This window comes from Aeromonas sp. HMWF016, assembly GCF_963878195.1.
Classification (GTDB): Bacteria; Pseudomonadota; Gammaproteobacteria; order Enterobacterales; family Aeromonadaceae; genus Aeromonas; species Aeromonas lacus.
Genome location: NZ_CAWNWX010000014.1, coordinates 1 through 18,296 on the forward strand (window position 1 = coordinate 1; position 18,296 = coordinate 18,296).

General features: G+C 60.7%; 19 protein-coding genes. 5 read left to right on the forward strand and 14 right to left on the reverse strand.

Translation table 11 applies throughout. From position 1 onward, the window contains the following. Positions 1-119: 119 nt before the first annotated feature. A complete protein-coding gene (locus AACS24_RS01475) occupies positions 120-1,439 on the reverse strand; it encodes an isochorismate synthase (RefSeq protein ID WP_108570498.1) in 1,320 nt (439 codons plus the stop codon). A 207-nt stretch (positions 1,440-1,646) separates the two neighbouring features. Here AACS24_RS01475 and AACS24_RS01480 point away from each other — a divergent pair, with 207 nt between their 5' ends. Continuing rightward, positions 1,647-2,552 (forward strand): 1,4-dihydroxy-2-naphthoate polyprenyltransferase, encoded by a 906-nt coding sequence (locus AACS24_RS01480; RefSeq protein WP_108570499.1) that lies wholly within the window; start codon positions 1,647-1,649, stop codon positions 2,550-2,552. A gap of 73 nt (positions 2,553-2,625) precedes the next feature. Here AACS24_RS01480 and AACS24_RS01485 read toward each other — a convergent pair whose 3' ends face one another. Further along, a complete protein-coding gene (locus AACS24_RS01485; protein ID WP_108570500.1) occupies positions 2,626-4,020 on the reverse strand; it encodes a PepSY-associated TM helix domain-containing protein in 1,395 nt (464 codons plus the stop codon). Positions 4,021-4,287: 267 nt separating this feature from the next. Here AACS24_RS01485 and AACS24_RS01490 point away from each other — a divergent pair, with 267 nt between their 5' ends. Then, on the forward strand, positions 4,288-4,686 hold the full coding sequence (locus AACS24_RS01490; RefSeq protein WP_108570501.1) for a hypothetical protein: 399 nt from the start codon (positions 4,288-4,290) through the stop codon (positions 4,684-4,686). Positions 4,687-4,696: 10 nt separating this feature from the next. Here the strand turns inward: AACS24_RS01490 and AACS24_RS01495 are convergent, their stop codons facing one another. Beyond that, positions 4,697-4,987: a YkgJ family cysteine cluster protein gene (locus AACS24_RS01495; RefSeq protein WP_108570502.1), complete on the reverse strand. Its 291-nt coding sequence runs from the start codon at positions 4,985-4,987 to the stop codon at positions 4,697-4,699. An 81-nt stretch (positions 4,988-5,068) separates the two neighbouring features. Beyond that, the gene (gene dbpA, locus AACS24_RS01500; protein WP_108570503.1) at positions 5,069-6,448 is read right to left on the reverse strand and encodes an ATP-dependent RNA helicase DbpA; all 1,380 of its coding nucleotides are present in this window, start codon (positions 6,446-6,448) and stop codon (positions 5,069-5,071) included. A 545-nt stretch (positions 6,449-6,993) separates the two neighbouring features. Between dbpA and AACS24_RS01505 the strand changes: the two genes are divergently transcribed. Further along, positions 6,994-8,199, forward strand: a complete 1,206-nt coding sequence (locus tag AACS24_RS01505; RefSeq protein WP_033112999.1) for a NupC/NupG family nucleoside CNT transporter — start codon at positions 6,994-6,996, stop codon at positions 8,197-8,199. A 66-nt stretch (positions 8,200-8,265) separates the two neighbouring features. On the opposite strand, the gene AACS24_RS01510 is transcribed toward AACS24_RS01505, so the two are convergent. The 4 genes from AACS24_RS01510 to AACS24_RS01525 form a co-directional block, all read right to left on the reverse strand. Further along, positions 8,266-8,766: a metal-dependent hydrolase gene (locus AACS24_RS01510; protein ID WP_108570504.1), complete on the reverse strand. Its 501-nt coding sequence runs from the start codon at positions 8,764-8,766 to the stop codon at positions 8,266-8,268. An 89-nt stretch (positions 8,767-8,855) separates the two neighbouring features. Continuing rightward, positions 8,856-9,416, reverse strand: a complete 561-nt coding sequence (locus AACS24_RS01515) for a cytochrome b/b6 domain-containing protein (protein WP_108570505.1) — start codon at positions 9,414-9,416, stop codon at positions 8,856-8,858. Between the two features lie 44 nt (positions 9,417-9,460). After that, on the reverse strand, positions 9,461-9,730 hold the full coding sequence (locus tag AACS24_RS01520) for a PepSY domain-containing protein (RefSeq protein WP_108570506.1): 270 nt from the start codon (positions 9,728-9,730) through the stop codon (positions 9,461-9,463). A gap of 109 nt (positions 9,731-9,839) precedes the next feature. Next, positions 9,840-10,292 (reverse strand): YaiI/YqxD family protein, encoded by a 453-nt coding sequence (locus tag AACS24_RS01525; protein WP_042032680.1) that lies wholly within the window; start codon positions 10,290-10,292, stop codon positions 9,840-9,842. 140 nt (positions 10,293-10,432) lie between these two features. Between AACS24_RS01525 and zntB the strand changes: the two genes are divergently transcribed. Further along, complete coding sequence (zntB, locus tag AACS24_RS01530; RefSeq protein WP_181364139.1) at positions 10,433-11,398, forward strand: zinc transporter ZntB; 966 nt, start codon at positions 10,433-10,435, stop codon at positions 11,396-11,398. Positions 11,399-11,411: 13 nt separating this feature from the next. Continuing rightward, positions 11,412-11,924, forward strand: coding sequence for a mechanosensitive ion channel domain-containing protein (locus AACS24_RS01535; RefSeq protein ID WP_108570508.1), 513 nt, complete (start codon positions 11,412-11,414; stop codon positions 11,922-11,924). Positions 11,925-11,988: 64 nt separating this feature from the next. Here the strand turns inward: AACS24_RS01535 and AACS24_RS01540 are convergent, their stop codons facing one another. The 6 genes from AACS24_RS01540 to lpxL form a co-directional block, all read right to left on the reverse strand. Next, positions 11,989-12,237, reverse strand: a complete 249-nt coding sequence (locus AACS24_RS01540; RefSeq protein ID WP_033113006.1) for a hypothetical protein — start codon at positions 12,235-12,237, stop codon at positions 11,989-11,991. Between the two features lie 66 nt (positions 12,238-12,303). Beyond that, positions 12,304-12,876 (reverse strand): DNA-J related domain-containing protein, encoded by a 573-nt coding sequence (locus AACS24_RS01545; RefSeq protein ID WP_108570509.1) that lies wholly within the window; start codon positions 12,874-12,876, stop codon positions 12,304-12,306. A gap of 169 nt (positions 12,877-13,045) precedes the next feature. Continuing rightward, positions 13,046-13,567 (reverse strand): MltR family transcriptional regulator, encoded by a 522-nt coding sequence (locus tag AACS24_RS01550; protein WP_005354914.1) that lies wholly within the window; start codon positions 13,565-13,567, stop codon positions 13,046-13,048. Positions 13,568-13,689: 122 nt separating this feature from the next. Further along, positions 13,690-14,835 carry a mannitol-1-phosphate 5-dehydrogenase gene (locus AACS24_RS01555; protein ID WP_181364140.1) on the reverse strand — a complete coding sequence of 382 codons (1,146 nt, stop codon included), beginning with the start codon at positions 14,833-14,835 and terminating at the stop codon, positions 13,690-13,692. A gap of 37 nt (positions 14,836-14,872) precedes the next feature. Further along, complete coding sequence (locus tag AACS24_RS01560) at positions 14,873-16,795, reverse strand: PTS mannitol transporter subunit IICBA (protein WP_108570511.1); 1,923 nt, start codon at positions 16,793-16,795, stop codon at positions 14,873-14,875. Positions 16,796-17,448: 653 nt separating this feature from the next. Further along, positions 17,449-18,296: LpxL/LpxP family Kdo(2)-lipid IV(A) lauroyl/palmitoleoyl acyltransferase (lpxL, locus tag AACS24_RS01565; protein ID WP_108570512.1), on the reverse strand; the 848-nt coding region annotated here is incomplete at its 5' end.

The following is an 18,296-nucleotide window of genomic DNA, read 5'->3' on the forward strand; positions in this document are numbered from 1 at the left end:
GGACCAGACATGGTTGAAGGTGGCGTGCTGATTTGAAAACGGGCGGCAGGCAAACACTTCGCTGGCTGGCTCTTTACGGGTGGGCATAGGGGCTCTCGTGGCGTGAAAAGGGTGAATGACTATCCCAGCAGGGAGAGTACATTGGCGATCTTGTTGTCGAGCTCGGCCCACTCTGCGGCAGGCTCGGAACCGGCGACGATGCCGGCACCGGCAAACAGGGTGACGCTGCCGGGCTGGATGCGGGCGCTGCGGATGGCGACCGAAAACTCCGAGGTTTCCCGGCTCAGCATGCCGCAGGCGCCGGCATACCAGCCGCGCTCGTAGGGTTCGAACTCGCGGATAAAGGCGAGCGCCGCCTCGCGCGGGGCACCGCCCACCGCCGGAGTCGGGTGGAGGGCGTCGAGCAGTTGCCAGTCGCAGACGCCGGGCTTGAGCTCGGCTTCGATATCGCACTTGAGGTGTTGCAGCAGCCGCAGTTTGAGAATGCGCGGCTCGGTCAGGGTGGCATCGTGGGCCAGTGGCGCCAGTCGGCTCAGGATGTCGGCGTGAACCAGCCGGTTCTCCAGCCGGTTTTTACTGTCGGTGAGCAGCTCGGTGGCCAGCGCTTCATCGGTCGCCTCGTCGCCGGAGCGGCGAATGGTGCCGGCCAGCGCCTCGGTAAAGAAGTGGCGCTCCTCACGGCGGTAGAGCCGCTCGGGGGAGCAGGCGATAAAGGCTTGCTCTGGAGAGAATTGGAAACCGAAGTGGAAGCAGTCTTGGGCGTAGTTAGCCCACTGATCCAGCATGGCCCAGGGATTGATCTGGCCGGCGTCGTGCTGGCTGGTCAGCACGCTTTCGCGCGACAACACCACCTTGGGGGTGCTGGCCTGAAAGTCGGGGGCGGTGACTCGCTCCACCAGTGTCTGCCAGCGCTCGGGGCCGGGGCAGTCGTGACGATGCCAGCGCTGTTTTTGCAGCGGGGGCAGCGGCGCTTCCGGTTGCAGCGCATCGAGGGCGGTTTCGGCTGCGTGCAGCTCTTGCTCCAGATTGTCGCCGGTCAGCCAGAGGTTGAGGCAGAGGCTGACGCACTCGCCGCGGCGTACCAGCTCGATGCGGGGCAGCACGAAACGGCAGGCGCCAAAGCCCTGCCAACCCGGTTGGGTCGGGTCGAACGCCAGACCGCCATAGTAGCGGGGGCTGTCATCATGGGGCTCTGCCGTGTTGCTGCACACCTGACGGATATCTTCCGGCGCAGTCAGCTCCTGAATGGCGCCCAGCGCAACATACTCGGGGCTGCTCTGGCCACGGGCATGCCAATAGATACGCGGATAGAGGGTTTGCGCCGCGAGCCAGCCCAGAAAAGAGCGGATCTCGAACGTCACGCGCAGCCGCACGAAGCCGCTGGCCTTGCTGTGACGCAGGGCGTCCAGTTGTTGCTTGATATGGGTCTGAGCCAACATGGATTCTTGTCTGAGCCGGATAGTAACGGCCGATCCCGCAGCGGGATGCCGTAGGTTTATGCCAAAGGCGATGATTTCCTATATATTATCTGCCCATTCGTCCATGTAAATCGCCCGAGGGTGCTGCACTCTCAGGGGCCAAGTATACCCAAATCCGGTTCGATAACCCTTAATCCGATCAATATCCGATAGTTTGGCCATCACAATATGACAAATAACGTATCTGTTTGGTTGCTGGCGGCGCGTTTGCGCACCTTGCCGCTCGCCTGCTCCTCCATCCTGCTGGGCTCCGGGCTGGCTGCCAGCCGCGGTGCCTTCGATGGCACCATCATGGCGCTCTCCCTGCTGACCGCCATCCTGCTGCAGATCCTCTCCAATCTGGCCAACGACTATGGCGATGCGGTTTCCGGTGCCGACAACGGTGAGCGGATCGGGCCACAACGGGCGGTCGTTTCCGGCCTGATTACCCGCAAGCAGATGTGTGTGGCGATGGCGTTGACCGCGCTGGCGGCGGTGGCCTGCGGCCTGCTGCTGCTCGGCTGCGCCTTTGGTGGCCAGTGGTTGCAGATCCTCACCTTCGTGGTGCTGGGCGGAGCGGCCATTGTCGCGGCGGTGACCTATACGGTTGGCAAGACGCCTTATGGCTACCGCGGTTTTGGCGACATCTCGGTGTTCCTCTTCTTTGGCCTGCTCGGGGTACTCGGCTCCTACTACCTCTTTACCAAGACGCTGGAGCTGGATCTGCTGCTCCCTGCGACAGCCTGTGGCCTGCTGGCGACCGCGGTGCTCAACATCAACAATGTGCGCGATATCGAGACTGATGCCGCCAGCGGCAAGATCACTCTGGCGGTACGCCTTGGCCGCAATCGTGCCATCGCTTATCACTGGGTTCTGCTGGGGGCGGCGCTGCTGGCGACCATCGCCTTTATCCTGACCTTGCCCGCCAGCTTCTGGCCGTGGATCTTCCTGCCCGCCATGAAGCCGCTCACCGATGCCGCCAGAACCCTGCGCGAGAGCTTCGATGGCGAGGTGCTGACCGGTGCGCTCAAGAAGACCGCCATCAGCGCATTTCTGTTCAGCCTGCTGCTCTCCATCGGGTTGGCGCTCTCCTGACCTGCTGGATGGAACGGCGATAAATGAAAAGGGCTCCCGAACGGGAGCCCTTTTTGATCGTTATCGACGCAGTTCAGCTGGCCTTGGCCAGCGCCGGAGTCCGGCGGGAGAAGAGCAGGGTATCCAGCAGCCAGATGGCGACCAGCGAGGCGCCCACCAGCGGGAAGGCAATGCCCAGCAGGATCAGCAGGGCGATGGCGCCACGCATCGGCGGAAGTTTGGCGGGCAGCGGCGGTGCGGCGAGACGGCCCTGCGGGCGGCGGCACCACCAGATCCAGAGGCCGCTCACGGCGCTGGCCAGCACCATCAGGCAGATGATCAGCATGGCGAGCTGGTGGGGCCAGCCGTAGAGCTTGCCCATGTGCAGCATGACGCCGCTCTCCACCGTCTTGGCTACCGGGCCGTAATCCTGCCAGCGCACATCGGCCAGCACCTTGCCACTGTATTGATCGATATGCAGGGTGGCATCGTTGCGCGGATCATCGGCAAAGATCGCGATGGTATAGACACCGGTGGTGCCGACCGGCGGGGTGATGCTGTACCCCGGACTCACCTTCCGGGCACTGGCGATATCCACCACCTGTTGCAGCGGGATCCGCTGGCTGGCCATCACCATCCCCTCGTGCTCGGCGTGGTTCATGGCGCCGTGATCGTGCCCCTCATCGACCGGCTGCGAGCTGGGCATGGGGGTGTTTTCCACCGCCCAGGGGACGGTCTGCTCATGGGCCTGATTCAGGCTGCGGGCCAGCGGTGCCGATGTGGGTACCTCGTTCCACATGGCGGCCGGGAAGCGGTTCCAGACCGCGGCAAACTGGTCGCCCCAGAAGCCGGTCCAGGTCATGCCGCTCAAGAGCAGCAGCAGCAGGAAACCTGCGCCCCAGAAGCCGACTACGGCGTGCAGATCGCGCCACCAGAGGCGGCCGCGCTGGCTGACTCTGGGCCAGAGAATCCCGCCCACGCCGGGCCCCTTGCGCGGCCACCAGAGATAGAGGCCGCTCAGCAGCAACACTATGCCCCAGCCGGCAGCCAGTTCGATCAGCCGATCTCCGGTGGTACCGAGCAGCAGCTCGGCGTGTAGCGCACGCGCGATCGCTTGCAGATTCCACTTGTTATCCATGGTGCCGAGCAGGGCGCCGCTGGCGGGATCGAGAAACAGGGTCAGTTCGCGCTCCCCCTGATTGACGATGAACTGGGCGCTGGCATCCGGGCGGGCGGGCGGCAGGTATTTACGCAGGCTGGCGTCCGACATGGCGATCATCGCCTTGGCCAGCAGCTGGTCGGCACTCAGGGTTTGACTGGCGGGGGCAACCTTCATCAGCTCGGGATACATCAGGTTGTCGAGCTGGGGTTTGAACAGATAGACGATCCCGGTCAGTGACAGCAGGATCAGAAAGGGGGCGACAAAGAGCCCTGCATAGAAGTGCCAGCGCCAGATCCGCTGGTAATGGTTAGAATCCCTGCTTTTCATTGCCCGTCCTTGTTGAGTGATCAAACATTTCTGTAGGTGGAAGGTTTGTGGTGGCGCGGATAATAGCAGCAACGTTTTGTTAACTGCAATCACACATTCTGGCTATTCGTCTGACCATTCGAGACGGTGCTGCTGGCGCGATATTCGCGACAGAACATGGCCTGCAAGGGCTGGACGGTGGCGGGATTTATCTGGACTTTCCCATATAAATTATTACGTTATGGTAACAATCAGATTTCGGATGCCAATAAAAAGAGGGACGCAAGGATGCAGCCGCACGGTCAATTCGAGATGGAACGCAGGGGACAGATGATGATCTGCCGGCCGAGCGGCCCCTTCAATCTGGCGGGGGCTGCCGGCTATGAAGCGCACTTTGCCCGTGAGCTGACCGGGGTGGCGGCGCATCCCTGGGGAATTGTCGAGGTAGCGACCGAGTTTGAAGCCGCCGGGCCCGAGGTGCTGGCCCGTTTTCGCCGCCAGTTTGGCTGGTGCGCCGAGAACGGCTGTCTCTTTCTGGCGGTTGTGTTGTCGGGGGGATTCAAGCGCTATCTGGCCGATCAAATCGTCAAAGGCTTGCCGTTTCGGGCGGTGAGCTATTTCGAGCAGGAGGGGGCCGCCATTCGCTGGCTGGAGCATGAGCTATCGCTCTGCGAAGTGAACAGCTGAGCCACTCACGTCAGTTGAGGTTGATAAACCACTTGTCCCGCTCGTCGATGCAGTCGGGCTCCCCCATCTCGAAATCGCGGCAGATCAGCGGCCGAACTTCATAGATGCGGCACATCATGGTGTTGCGGTCTAGCGCCGCACACCAGCCATCTTCCAGCCGATGCATGACCGGCACCTCGCCTTCCCGCTCTTCGATATAGCGATCCGGCACGCCGGTATCGGTAATGATCATCACTTCGAGACGGCAGCAGCAGGCTTCGCAATTCTGGCAGCTGACGACTGGCTGGGTTGTCCGGGGCATGTTGTCTCTCTGGCCGGATAGCGGCATTGATGGATATGAAACAGGCGCCGTGACGGCGCCTGTGTCCGGGCAGGATGAACCTTAGCCCAGTTTGCGGGCGCGGTAGCTGCGGCCCTTGATCTTGCCTTCCTGCAGCCGCTTGAGCGCTGCCTTGGCCACGCTCTGTTTGACTGCGACGTAGGAGTACTGCTCGGAGATCTGGATCTTGCCCACATCGGCGCCGGCAATGCCGCCTTCACCGGTCAGGGCGCCCAGGATATCGCCAGCGCGCACCTTGGTCTTGCGGCCCGCATCGATGGAGAGGGTCACCATCTGCGGCGCCAGCGGCTTGATGGCACGGCCGATGGCATCGAGATCCCCCAGCGGCATCGGTGCCTGCTGGTACTCCTCGATGACGTTTACCCGCTGCGCTTCATTCGGCTGATAGAGGCTCAGGGCCAGACCCTGCTGACCGGCGCGGCCGGTACGACCGATGCGGTGTACGTGCACTTCCGGGTCATAGGTGAGCTCGTAGTTGATGACGGCGCCCAGCTCCTTGATGTCGAGACCGCGGGCTGCCACGTCGGTGGCGACCAGAATGGTGGCACTGCCGTTGGCAAAACGTACCAGCACCTGATCCCGTTCGCGCTGCTCCAGATCGCCGTTCAGCGCCAGTGCCGAGAAGCCCTTGGCAGCCAGATGGTCGGCGACATCGTTGCAGGCCCGTTTGGTGTTGCAGAACACCACGCAGGAGCTTGGCTGATAGTGGCTCAGCAGCCAGGTGAGGGCGTCGAGGCGCTGGCCGGCCGGTACTTCATAAAGCTTCTGTTCGATGGCGCTCTCTTCATGGAGCGCCTCTACGCTGACCTCGACCGGATTGCGTTGCACGCCGCGGCTCATCTGGGCGATCCCCTCCGGATAGGTGGCGGAGAAGAGCAGGGTCTGACGGTCGCGCGGGGCATGGCTGATGACCCGGTTGATATCTTCGCCAAAGCCCATGTCCAGCATGCGATCCGCTTCATCCAGCACCAGCGTCTTAAGGCTGTCCAGCTCCAGAGTGCCCTGCTCCAGATGCTTGAGAATGCGGCCCGGGGTGCCGACGGCGATGTGGGCGCCAAAGCTCAGGGTGGCGGATTGCGGTGCGGTCGGGGTGCCGCCGCACAGGGTCACCAGCTTGACGTTGGGTAGGGTGCGGGCGAGACGACGGATCTCGGTCGCCACCTGATCCGCCAGTTCGCGAGTCGGGCAGAGTACCAGCGCCTGTACCTCGAGCCGGTTGACGTCGAGGCTGGAGAGCAGGCCGAGGCCGAAGGCTGCGGTCTTGCCGCTGCCGGTTTTTGCCTTGGCGATCAAGTCTTTGCCGTCGAGTACCAGAGGCAGGCTCTGAGCCTGGATCGGGGTCATCTGCAGATAACCCAGAGTGGTGAGGTTTTCGAGCAGGGCGGGGGAGAGGTTCAGGCTGCTAAATTCGCTGTTGTTCACAAAAAGGCTCTATTTCGGAGAAAAACGGGCAGCGCCATGGCGCCAGGGGCGCGCATCATACCAGAATCCGGCGCAGGATGTGGCGGAAATTTGAACGACTGGTCCGCATCGGGTCATCTCGGGGTCATTTGTCGCCAAAGTAACAAACACGAGAGACCGGGAATAAATAGAAGGCATTTTTTAAACGTGTTTTTAATTATTCATCGTAGATAAACGTTTTTCGCTTGGGTTGATTAAATTATCGGGTGAAAAAACGACACAAATGGGGGTAGAGCAATTAACCGGCTGTTATGAAAATGATATGAAAATATCGGTCGTTATCGCCACTTACATCAGTTTATTTTCTATCATTATGTTTTATATGAAGTTTGTTGGTGGTGATGTTGCATGATTAATATGGTTTTATTGCTTAATTAATTTAAAAACGTTTGTATTATCTAGCATGCATATTATTGAGCAGGATTGTGATGGCTATCTGATTTTTAAATATGCAAATGTCTATGATGGCGCCGTCAAAAAATACAATTTACTCAGGTGCTACTGGTATGGAATACGTTCACTTTGTGCTCGGGCTGGTGATGGTCCTTGCTCTCTCTCTGCTGGCTAACCGCCACAACTGGAAACAGATCAAGCTGCGTTATATCGGCCAACTGCTGGTGGCTGAAATAGCTTTGGCTTGGTTCATGCTGAACTCCGAAGTGGGTCTGGCGGTGGTGGGTGGCTTCGCGGCCGGCTTCACCAAGTTGATGGAGTTTGCCAAACAGGGTACCGATTTCGTGTTCGGTGGCTTGCTCAATGAAGGGGCCTTCTCCTTCTTCCTGATGGTGCTGATGCCTATCGTCTTCATCTCCGTGCTGATCGGTATTCTGCAGTACATCCGTCTGCTGCCGCTGGTGATCCGTGGCATCGGTACCGTGCTGGCCAAGATCAACGGCATGGGCAAGCTGGAGTCCTTCAACGCCGTCAGCTCGATGATCGTCGGTCAGTCCGAGAACTTCATCGCACTCAAGAACATCCTGCCGCATCTGAACGAGAAGCAGATGTACACCCTGGCTGCGACGGCGATGTCTACCGTTTCCATGTCCATCGTCGGTGCCTACATGCAGCTGATCGAGCCGCGCTACGTGGTCGCCGCGCTGGTGCTCAACATGTTCAGCACCTTCGTTGTGCTCTCTCTGATCAACCCCTACGAGCCGGATAACTCCGTGACCGACATCAAGGCCATTGCCGAGGGTGACGAGCACCACACTCCGAAGAAAGAGAACTTCTTCGAGATGCTGGGTGAGTACATCATGGCCGGTTTCTCTGTCGCCGTTATCGTGGCTGCCATGCTGGTCGGTTTCATCGCCCTGATCGCGCTGGTCAACTACCTGTTCGAGATGGCGTTTGGCGTCAACTTCCAGTTCGTCATGGGCTACCTCTTCTACCCGATCGCCTGGATCCTGGGTATCCCGAGTGGTGAAGCGCTGCAAGCCGGTTCCATCATGGCGACCAAGCTGGTAACCAACGAGTTCGTGGCCATGATGGATCTGGGCAAGGTTGCTGCCGAGCTCTCTCCGCGTACCGTCGGCATCCTCTCCATCTTCATGGTCTCCTTCGCCAACTTCAGCTCCATCGGCATCATCGCCGGTGCGGTAAAAGCGCTGAACGAAGAGAAGGGCAACATGGTCTCCCGCTTCGGTCTGAAGCTGGTATACGGTTCTACGCTGGTCAGCCTGCTCTCCGCAGTTATCGCAGGCATCATGCTCTGATCCTCTAGTGGCACTTGCCACTGTTTAGGCCCCTGACTTCGGTCAGGGGCCTTTTTTGTTTCTGGCTTACAGGTGCCAGCCACACCACCAGCCCGCGACCAGCAGGGTGAGGGTGCAAAAGCCGGTCTCGATGGTGCCACCGCTTTTGAGCGGCCAGCCCGGCAGGCGGTAGCGGCGCTTGATGGGCCAGAAGAGCGGAATGCCCGCCGGGGTGAGCCAGTCCCCCAGCAGATGACTGAGATAGCCGACGATCAGGGCATCCTTGACCCCAATTGGCAGGGTATCGGGCGGCAGCTGCTGGTTGAGCCCCCAGATGGCGGCCGCCACCGCCAGCAGGCTGTGGGTGAAGCCGCGATGGCCAAAGAGGCGCGACAGGGGCTTGGAGATCCACGGCAGTTGCTGCCCCAGCAGCGATTTGGGGTGGTCGAGATCCGGCAGCAGGGCGCTGGCCAGCGCGATCGGGATGCTTTGCCACAGGCTGGCATCGGCCAGGGCCGGTGTCAGCTGCAGTTTGTGGGCAATCAGGGTACAGGTAACGGAGAAGAGCAGGTGCCCTTGGGCGGTCATGGTGGCTACAACATGGGAAAATGGCGGCGCATCTTACCAGTGTTGTAGCCCGTTGCAGCAAAAAAGCGGGGCTGGCGGGGGCGACCCGCTCAATCGTTGCGCGGGTCTTCCACTCTGGCGTCGGCAGGCACCCGTTTTTTGCCCACTATCATGGCGCGCAGCAGGTCGCTGCGGGTGAGGCGGTCGGTCAGGATCACTACGGCGGCGTGGACGCCGACGGCAGCCAGCAGGGTGTTGGCGATGGTGCCGTGCAGCTCTTCCAGCCAGTCTTCGCCCCAGAAGGCATCCCAGGTGGTGAGCCAGCCGGTGGTGATGGTGCTCACCAGCAGCAGGATCAGCAGCCAGATCATCAGGGCTCCCATCGGGTTGTGACCCAGATAGTAGGGGTGGCGCCCCTTTAGCAGCTGCTGGAGGTAGCTTCGCACCTTGCCTGGGGTCGGCCACCACTGGCCGAAACGGGCGTAGTAGGAGCCGGCAAAGCCCCATACCACTCTCACCAGCAGCAGGAGGGCCAGGGTATAACCGACGTAGCGGTGGGGCTTGCTCCCCTCTTCCAGCACGAAGAAGTTGAGCAGACAGAGGGTGACGGTGGCCCAGTGAAACAGCCGGATGAGGGGATCCCACACTTTCACTTCAGATGAGGTTGTCATGGCAAGACTCCATGGAGGGGCCGCCAGCGCGGCCCGTCACTGCGCTATTCGTCGATCTCTTCCTTTACTTTCTTCAGGTCGGTCGGATCAAAGTAGATTTCGACTTTGCGCTTCTCCTTGTCCCAGCCGTAGATCTCGTAGCAGTTGGTCTTGGTGACCTTGAACTTCTTGATGTCGTAGCCCATCGCCTTGATCTGCTGCTGGGCATCGGCCTCGCTCAGCCATTTGCTCTTGTCGGTCTGGGTGCATCGGGGGTCGGCCAGGGCTGCGCCGCTCAACAGGGGGATCAGTAACAACAGGGGGGTCAGTTTCATTGCTTGCTCCTTGCGGTTGATGTTGCAACAGCGACAAGGTTAGGCGGCAAGACTTAAGACAACGTTAAGAGGGGGACGATATTTTCCCCGGCTTGCACCGGGGCGCTGTTTATTCCAGCTTGCCCTTGACCAGCCACTTGTCGAGGGCGTTGGCAAAACGCTGCTTGTCGGCGGCGTTGAAGGGGGCGGGGCCACCGGTCTGCACCCCGGCCGAACGCAGCTCTTCCATAAAGTTGCGCATGCCAAGGCGCGCCTTGATGGTTTCGCGGGTGTAGATCTCGCCGCGGGGATTGAGCGCCTCGCCACCGGCATCGATCACCCAGGAGGCGAGGGGGATGTCGCCGGTGATCACCAGATCGCCGGGTTTGACCTGCTGGGCGATGACATGATCTGCCACATCGAATCCCTTCTCCACCTGCTGGGTTTTGATGAAAGGCGAGGGGGGGACCCGCAGTCCCTGATTGGCCACTAGGGTGGTTACCACTTGAGCGCGGTGGGCGGCGCGGTAGAGGATCTCCTTGACCGGAATGGGGCAGGCATCGGCATCAACCCAGATAGGCATGGCATGGTTTCCTGTAGTCAAACGGGCGACAAAATGGCAGCGCGCATGGTAGCACAATCCCCCTGAGGCTGGCTCGGGGCTGAGTCGGCCCCGCCTTTCGTGTAAGCTGGGGGCTGCATGTGACACGAGAAGGAGACGAGATGGATCGGGTGCCCAGTGATGTAATTTATGCCCTGACCCTGGATGGCAAGGGCGGCATGACGCCGCTGGCGGCGGGAAGCGAGATTCCGGAGAAGCAGCCGGGCTGGCTGCATCTGGACTACGGCAATCCTGAGGCAGCACGCTGGCTGCTGCAGACGCCGCTACTCAACGAGGCTGCAAAAGAGTCGCTGCTCGGCCAGAGCAATCGACCCAAGCTGGTCCGGATGGGGGAGACAGTGCTGCTGATCCTGCGCGGCATCAACCGCAACAAGGACCACAGACCCGAAGAGATGGTAGCGCTGCGCATCTACATCACCCCGGATCTCATCATCAGCAGCCGGCGCCGGCCGCTGCTCTCCGAACAGGATGTCTTCAACCAGCTCAAGCTGGGCGGCGGCGCAGATAGCCCGGCTGACTGGCTGGTGGAGATCTGCGATGCCCTGACCGATCGCGCCGGCGAATTTGTCGAGGAGCTGCACGACCAGATCCTCGAACTGGAAGAGATGGTGCTGATGCGTGACATGCCGGCCAATGGCCGACTGGCGCTGATCCGCAAGCAGCTCATCATGATCCGCCGCTACCTCTCGCCCCAGCGGGATCTGGTGGCGCGCCTGGCCAACGAGAAGATCAGCTGGCTGGATGAGGATGACCGCCGTCGTCTGCTCGACATTGCTGACCGCTTGCGGCGCTGGCTCGATGACCTCGATGCCGGGGTAGCACGCACCGCTGTGCTGGCAGACGAGATCAACAATCTGATGGCGGAGGCGACCAACCGCCGCGCCTACCAGATGTCGGTGATGGCGCTGCTCTTTTTGCCTGCCAGCTTCCTGACCGGCCTGTTTGGTATCAACCTTGGTGGGATGCCTGGTGCCGAGAGCCCAACCGCCTTCTGGGTCTTCTGCGGATCCCTGGTGGCACTGGCCAGCGGGCTGGCCATCTGGCTCAAGCACCGGCGCTGGTGGTAAGGAGGCATAACCCATGTGGCAATCAATTGGCCTGACCCTGCTACTGTTGCTGGGGCATACCCTTATTCGGCGGCTTATTCACAAGAGTCTGCTGGCGCTCGGCCAGAGCAGGCAGGTGAGCGAGAACCGGGTGCTCTACGTGGCCCATGTGTTCCACTTCCTGCTCGGCTGCGCCACCTTGCTGGTGCTGGCCGGGGTGTGGGGGCTCGATTTCTCGCGACTGGTGGTGCTCGCCTCCTCCTTCTTTGCGGTATTGGGGGTCGCCATGGTGGCCCAGTGGTCGATCCTCTCCAACATCACCGCCAGCATCACCATCTTCTTCGCCTTTCCCTACAAGATTGGCGACCGGATCCGCATCCTCGACAAGGATGATTCGGTCACCGGCGTCATCACCGAGATCGGCCTCTTCTATGTGCGGGTGCGCGATGACAACGGCGATCTGGTTACCTACCCGGCCAACCTGATCCTGCAAAAGCCGGTCAGAAAACTGGAGTCCAAAGCGCCGGAACCGTTGCAACCGGAATAACCGGAATAGAAGCAACCTGAACTGAAAAAGGCTCCCTCGGGAGCCTTTTTAACGATGGAAGGTGTTAGCGTTCGAAGAAGCGATAGAGGTGCTCCACCTGCACCGGGCAGTCCGCCACCAGATGCACATGTTCCCGCGCCTGATCGACCGTGCCGAAGCTGACCGGGCAGCCGAGGGTATCGGTCAGTTCATACAGGGTGCCCTTTTTGTCGCGAAATTCGATGAGCCAGCCGGGAATGGCAACGTCGTGGAGGATTTCGGCTTCTTGCAGGATATGTTGCTGATAGAGCTTACGAAGTTCACTGACTGTCATGATGCTCTCCTGTGAGGGGATATCCGGTTCCAGTCTATGCCTGTCACCCTGCGGGCGGCAACCGGATCATCCGCGCAGGCACTCCCAGCCCCAGCGGATGCGAATAAAGGTCTCGGCATCGCCACCCCTATCCGGGTGATGCGCAAGGGCCAGCTCTCGCCAGCGGCGGCGGATGGCCTCCGGCGTGGCATCCATCGCCAGCCCGAACAGGGCCAGCGCCTCCTCTCGTTGTCCCGCTCCATCGCAGGCGTGCCAGAAGCTTGCAAGCAGCGCCTCCACCTCCTCCCGGCCGGTCTGCCAGAACACCTGCCAGTCGAGGTAGTAACTACGCAGATTTTCGCTGAGGGCAAAGGTGTGGCTGGCATCCGGGGTCTCGGCCAGCGGTTCGAGGCGGATATCCAGCGTGCTTATCACCAGCCACCAACCCTCTTCATAAAGCTCGGCCTGCAGCTGGTAGAGGGCGTTCATGATCAGGAAGTTGAGTCGAAACAGCTGGATCTGCTCATCGTCGGCCAGTACCGGAATTGCCCCCTGCTGGCGCAGTGCCGCCATCAGCTCGTGCACCTTGTAGCTGCCATCGGCCCGTTGCAGCAGGGCCAGCAGCGGGGCGATCAGCGGGTTGGCGCTCTGGTCGCTCATGGGGTGCGATTCCTCCGGATGAGAGCTGTGGTGACAGCAGGGGCCACCGTACAGGCGAGGGGGTGATGAGCCAGAGTGACATCAGCCAGAGGGCGGGGCAAGACGCAGTGGCAAGGTAGGCGCAGAAAAAGACCGCCAGCAGGCGGTCATGTCATTTCATGTGGCCGGATTAGATGGGGCTCTCCTTGTGGAGCTCGCCGACACAGTCGGCCAGCGCCAGTACCAGTGCGGAGCGCACCATCTGATCGAGCCGGTTGAGCTGCATCTGGTAGAAGGCCCAATCCTCTTCGCTGGCAGGAGGCTCCAGCTTCATCATGCCGCCCTGATTGACCCCGTGCAGGCGGTCGAGCAGATCGCGGATCGGCTTGTCGCTGAAGCGGTAATCCTTGGGGTCGCGCACCAGAAAGTCGCGGATCTTGAGATAGGCTTCCAGATCCTGATAGCGCTCGAGGGAGATGAGGCCGAGGGCGAAGATGAGCTTGAGGCGCACCTCCAGCTGGCCGAGGGGGCCGCTCTGGTTGAGCAGGGGTTCGATGGCGTATTTGACGGCATACTCCTCCTGACGAAAGGCGCGTCGCATCAGGGAGTCGACCGCCTCTTCCAGGATGGTCACGGCTTCGAGAAAGAAGCCGCGGGGGCCATCCTGCTCGTTCAGTCGCTCCAGTACTTCATCTTCCTGGTGTGTGGTCATAGGTGCATTGGGTCCAGCTGACAGGGAGAGAGCAAACCTCTCTCCCGGTTTTTATCATATGGGGCGCATTTCCTTGTGATTCAATCAATTGGAGCATCTGGTCATGCGCCGCCAGCAGGGTATTACAAGGTCTCGTAACGAGCCACTATGGTGCGGACGATTTCGCTCTCTGCATCCAGTCCGGTGACGCGGGCCAATGCTTTGGCCGGGCCAAGCTCCGCCAGCAGCTGTTGCAGCTCGACCGCCTGCGGATCATCGGCATTGCGATAGTGGAGCGCCGCGGCGATCCCCTCCTGCAACTGCTCGTTGGGCAGGCCGTACTCCAGGGTGCCGAGCAGCGGTTTCACCAGTCGATCTCCCGCCGCCACCTTGCGCAGCGGCTGACGACCGACCCGATCAATCTCGTCCACCAGATAGGGATTGGCGAAACGGGCCAGGATCTTCTCGATGTAGGCGGCGTGCAGGCGCGGGTCGAAGCCGTAGCGTTTCACCAGCACGGCACCGCTCTCCTCCATGGCGCGGCGTACCTTGCTGCGGATCACCGGATCCTCGATCGCCTCGCGCACTGTGCGGTAGCCCCGCAGCTTGCCGAGGTAGGCGGTGACGATGTGACCGGTGTTGAGGGTGAACAGCTTGCGCTCGACGAAGGCCATCAGGTTGTCGGTCGGCTCCATGCCCGCCACCTGTGGCAGCTCCCCCTTGAACTGGGTCTGGTCGACGATCCACTCGCTGAAGCTCTCTACCGTCACTTCCAGCGGATCATCGTTGGCGGCCGCGGCGGGCGGTACGATGCGATCCACCGCCGAGTCGACGAAGCCGATACAGGATTCGAGCGTGGCATGATACGCGACCGGCAGGTACTTGAGTACCTCCTGCTTGAGGTGGCTGGTGCCACGCACCATGTTTTCGCAGGCGATGACGTTCAGCGGGGTCAGGTTGCCGGCATCGAAGCGGGCCTGCAGCCCCTTGGCCAGGGTGTTGGCAATCTTGTCCAGAATGTTGGGGCCGACGGCGGTGGTGACCAGATCGGCGGTGATAATGCGGGCGATCACCTCGTGACCGGCAGAGCTGACAGCCGCCACGTTGCGCACCACGTCGAGCTTCTGATCCGCCCCCACCACATGGACCTTGTACTCCTGACGGTGGTTGAGCTGGTCGATCAGGGTGTCGTTGACGTCGGCGAAGGTGACCTGATGGCTGGCATCCGCCAGCACTTTGCCGATAAAGCCACGACCGATGTTACCAGCACCAAAATGCAATGTTTTCATGATATTAACCTCTTGAACCAAAGACGATGAAAGATGATTACGCAGCCTGTTCGGCACCCAGCAGATCCAGGAAGGCCTGGGGATCCGTGGTGCTGGCCAGCCGGTCGATGAGACCGGGTTCATCCAGTGCATTGGTCAGGCGGGTTATCACCTGCATGTGTTCGTCGTTACGGGCGGCGATGCCGATCACCAGCCGTGCTACTTCATCGGCGGCTTCGCCAAAGGCGACCCCGGCCGGGTACTGGCAGATGACGATGCCGGTACGCTTCACAAACTCTTTGGCGGCAATGGTGCCGTGAGGCACGGCGATGGATTCGCCGAGGTAGGTGGAGACCAGTTGTTCACGCTCCAGCATGGCGTTGACGTAGTCGGGCGCCACGTAGCCGCGCTCTGCCAGCAGTCGGCCCGCGGTCAGAATGGCGGCCTCCTTGTTGTCTGCTTTCAGTCCCAGATGCACGTCATGACGGCTCAGGGTAAAGACTTCGGCCGCTTGCGGCTCGTAGCTGTCGTCGTTGGCCGCCACCAGCAGTTGCGGGTTGGCGACGTCATCGTTGGCGGCCTGAGTCAGGCTCTGTACCAGCTCCTGATAGAGACTGTTGTCGAGGAAGTTGGTCAGTGAAATATGGTGGGCATGCGGCGCATGGCGACGGGCCCGCTCGGTCAGATCCTTGTGGGTGATGACCCAGTCCACCTGATCGTCGAGCTGATCGATGGCGCGGTTGGTGACGCTGATATCGAGGCCAGCGGCCTGTACCCGCTTGCGCAGCATGCCGGCGCCCATGGCGCTGGAACCCATGCCCGCATCGCAGGCGACCACGATATTGCGCACCGCCATCAGTTCACCGCCCGGCTTCTTGGCCGCTGCGGTTTCGGGCTTGCCGCCCTTCATGGCTTTCATCTTGCGGGTGGCTTCACCGAGGGCATCGGCCTCATCGGCTTCCGGCTGCTGGGCGCGGACGAACACGGCGGCGACCAGGAAGGAGACCAGAGTGGCGCTGATGATGGAGAGGGCGACCCCGATCAGGGAGGCTTTCGGCGTCATCAACAACACGGCGAAGATGGAACCCGGTGAGGCGGGGGAGACCAGACCTGCGTTGAACAGGGTCAGGGTAAAGACCCCGGTCATGCCGCCGGCGATCACCGCCAGAATGAGGCGCGGGTTCATCAGCACATACGGGAAGTAGATCTCGTGGATGCCGCCGAAGAAGTGAATGATGGAGGCGCCAGCCGCAGACTGCTTGGCCGCACCGCGACCGAACACCATGTAGGCCAGCAGCACGCCCATGCCCGGGCCCGGGTTTGCTTCAATCAGGAAGAAGATAGAGCTGCCGTGCTCGGTCGCCTGCTGGATCCCCAGCGGCGAGAAGATGCCGTGGTTGATGGCGTTGTTGAGGAACAGGATCTTGGCCGGTTCGACAAAGATGGAGGTGAGCGGCAGCATGTGGTTATCCACCAGGAAGCCGACGCCACCGGCCAGCACGCCGGAGAGCACCTTGACGAAGGGGCCGATCACGAAGAAGGCGAGGATTGCCAGCAGCATGCCGATAAGGCCGGCGGAGAAGTTGTTGACCAGCATCTCGAAGCCGCTCTTGACGCGACCGTCCATCGCCTTGTCGAAGCGCTTGATGGCCCAGCCACCGAGCGGGCCGACCATCATGGCGCCCATGAACATCGGGATGTCGGTCCCCACGATGACGCCCATGGTGGTGATGGCACCGACCACGCCGCCACGATCACCGCCCATCAGCTTGCCGCCGGTGTAGCCAATCAGCAGCGGCAGCAAGTAGGTGATCATGGGGCCGACCAGCTTGGCCAAGGTTTCATTGGGCAGCCAGCCGGTGGGGATAAAGAGGGCGGTAATAAAGCCCCAGGCGATAAAGGCGCCTATGTTGGGCATGACCATATTGGACAGGAAGCGTCCAAAATTCTGTATCTTGACTTTGGTATCCGGTGATAACATGTCGGGACCCCGTTTTAAGCCTGTTTGATTAAAAGTGGTAGTTCGGGATGGCCGGTTTTGCCGAACCTCCATCCCTGTCGTCTAAGCAACTTCAATCTACCAGCTTGCGATCAAATTAGGCTGAAAACGGGGTGTCTTGTGATCCACATCTCAGATACCCCGTCATACACCCTCTCCAACCAGTGATGAAGATCACATTCGTTCGCTGTAATTCGGCTACATTTCGATCTTTTCTATTTTTAATGACCATTTTTTGTGATTTAGATCACCAACTCAGCTTTGCCGTGCCTTTGCGTAAAAGTGATTTACTTCACAAATTCAGTTTTTGTATTCGAATGGGGCAAATCACTCAATAACTCATCAGCGGGTAGTGACGATGGATCTATCGAAATCTCTCTCTACTCACCAATGAGTCAATAGTTTTGTAACCCTCTTTCAGTTTTTGCAGGCAGTGATGAGGGCTCTTTTGTGGCCGGTTGATGGAGATGATCGGCAGATTGCAGGAGGTCGTGCAGGAGGTTCGTGCAGCAGGTTATGGTGCGGTTGACGCAGGGGGATCTTGCTTGTCGCACAGGGCTGACAGCAGATAAAAACAAACCGCCAGCAGGCGGTTTGTCGGTTTTGGCGATCTGGCCCCAGTCGGGGGCTGCGGCTTAGTAGAAACCCGCATCCTCGGGGGAGGGGCGGGTCTTGAAGCGGCGATGGAGCCACATATACTGCTCAGGTGCCTTGCGCACCGCGGCTTCAATCTCGCGGTTGGCGCGAGCCGCATCGACCATGTCATCCCCGCTGGGGTAGTCGGCGAGGGGCGCCCCGATATGCAGGGTGTAACCCTCGCTGGTGCGGATGTTGTAGCAGGGCAGGGTGACGGTGTTCTTCACCCGCGCCAGAGTGGCGGTGCCAGTGATGGTGGCCGCCTGCTCCACCGCGAAGTAGGGCACGAACACGCTGGCGTGGGAGCCATAGTCGTGATCCGGCGCGTACCAGAGGGCGTCGCCGTTGCGCAGCGCCTTGATCATCCCCTTCACATCCATCCGGTCTACCAGATATTTGTTGGAGGCGCAGCGACCGTGATACTGGGCATACTCCAGCACCGGGTTGGTGTTGGGGCGATAGACGCCGACCCCAGGGCGAACCAGCCCGAAACAGCGGGCGTTGAGTTCAAGCGTCAGGAAGTGGCAGGAGAGCAGCAGCATGCCCTGACCTTTTTCCATGGCGGCAATGACATGCTCTTCCCCTTCCACCTTCATCAGGTTGCGCATCCGCCAGTCCGGCCAGAACCAGGCGATACCCACCTCGAATACGGCGCAGCCCACGCTCTCGAAGTTTTGCTTGAGCAGCTTCTCGCGCTCGGCCAGAGTCAACTCCGGCAGCGCCAGCTCCAGATTGCGACGGGCAATCTTCACCCGTGATTTGAGCACTTTGGCGGCGAGATGACCAAGCCGGCGACCCAGCCACATCTGGCTGCGCCAGGGCAGCAGAGTCAGCAGCCAGAGCAGGC

Excerpts from the sequence above, each read along its gene's own strand:
- AACS24_RS01475 (WP_108570498.1), bottom strand. The coding sequence starts at position 1,439 with ATGTTGGCTCAGACCCATATCAAGCAACAACTGGACGCCCTGCGTCAC.
- AACS24_RS01480 (WP_108570499.1), top strand. The coding sequence starts at position 1,647 with ATGACAAATAACGTATCTGTTTGGTTGCTGGCGGCGCGTTTGCGCACC.
- AACS24_RS01485 (WP_108570500.1), bottom strand. The coding sequence starts at position 4,020 with ATGAAAAGCAGGGATTCTAACCATTACCAGCGGATCTGGCGCTGGCAC.
- AACS24_RS01490 (WP_108570501.1), top strand. The coding sequence starts at position 4,288 with ATGCAGCCGCACGGTCAATTCGAGATGGAACGCAGGGGACAGATGATG.
- AACS24_RS01495 (WP_108570502.1), bottom strand. The coding sequence starts at position 4,987 with ATGCCCCGGACAACCCAGCCAGTCGTCAGCTGCCAGAATTGCGAAGCC.
- AACS24_RS01505 (WP_033112999.1), top strand. The coding sequence starts at position 6,994 with ATGGAATACGTTCACTTTGTGCTCGGGCTGGTGATGGTCCTTGCTCTC.
- AACS24_RS01510 (WP_108570504.1), bottom strand. The coding sequence starts at position 8,766 with ATGACCGCCCAAGGGCACCTGCTCTTCTCCGTTACCTGTACCCTGATT.
- AACS24_RS01515 (WP_108570505.1), bottom strand. The coding sequence starts at position 9,416 with ATGACAACCTCATCTGAAGTGAAAGTGTGGGATCCCCTCATCCGGCTG.
- AACS24_RS01520 (WP_108570506.1), bottom strand. The coding sequence starts at position 9,730 with ATGAAACTGACCCCCCTGTTGTTACTGATCCCCCTGTTGAGCGGCGCA.
- AACS24_RS01525 (WP_042032680.1), bottom strand. The coding sequence starts at position 10,292 with ATGCCTATCTGGGTTGATGCCGATGCCTGCCCCATTCCGGTCAAGGAG.
- zntB (WP_181364139.1), top strand. The coding sequence starts at position 10,433 with ATGGATCGGGTGCCCAGTGATGTAATTTATGCCCTGACCCTGGATGGC.
- AACS24_RS01535 (WP_108570508.1), top strand. The coding sequence starts at position 11,412 with ATGTGGCAATCAATTGGCCTGACCCTGCTACTGTTGCTGGGGCATACC.
- AACS24_RS01540 (WP_033113006.1), bottom strand. The coding sequence starts at position 12,237 with ATGACAGTCAGTGAACTTCGTAAGCTCTATCAGCAACATATCCTGCAA.
- AACS24_RS01545 (WP_108570509.1), bottom strand. The coding sequence starts at position 12,876 with ATGAGCGACCAGAGCGCCAACCCGCTGATCGCCCCGCTGCTGGCCCTG.
- AACS24_RS01550 (WP_005354914.1), bottom strand. The coding sequence starts at position 13,567 with ATGACCACACACCAGGAAGATGAAGTACTGGAGCGACTGAACGAGCAG.
- AACS24_RS01555 (WP_181364140.1), bottom strand. The coding sequence starts at position 14,835 with ATGAAAACATTGCATTTTGGTGCTGGTAACATCGGTCGTGGCTTTATC.
- AACS24_RS01560 (WP_108570511.1), bottom strand. The coding sequence starts at position 16,795 with ATGTTATCACCGGATACCAAAGTCAAGATACAGAATTTTGGACGCTTC.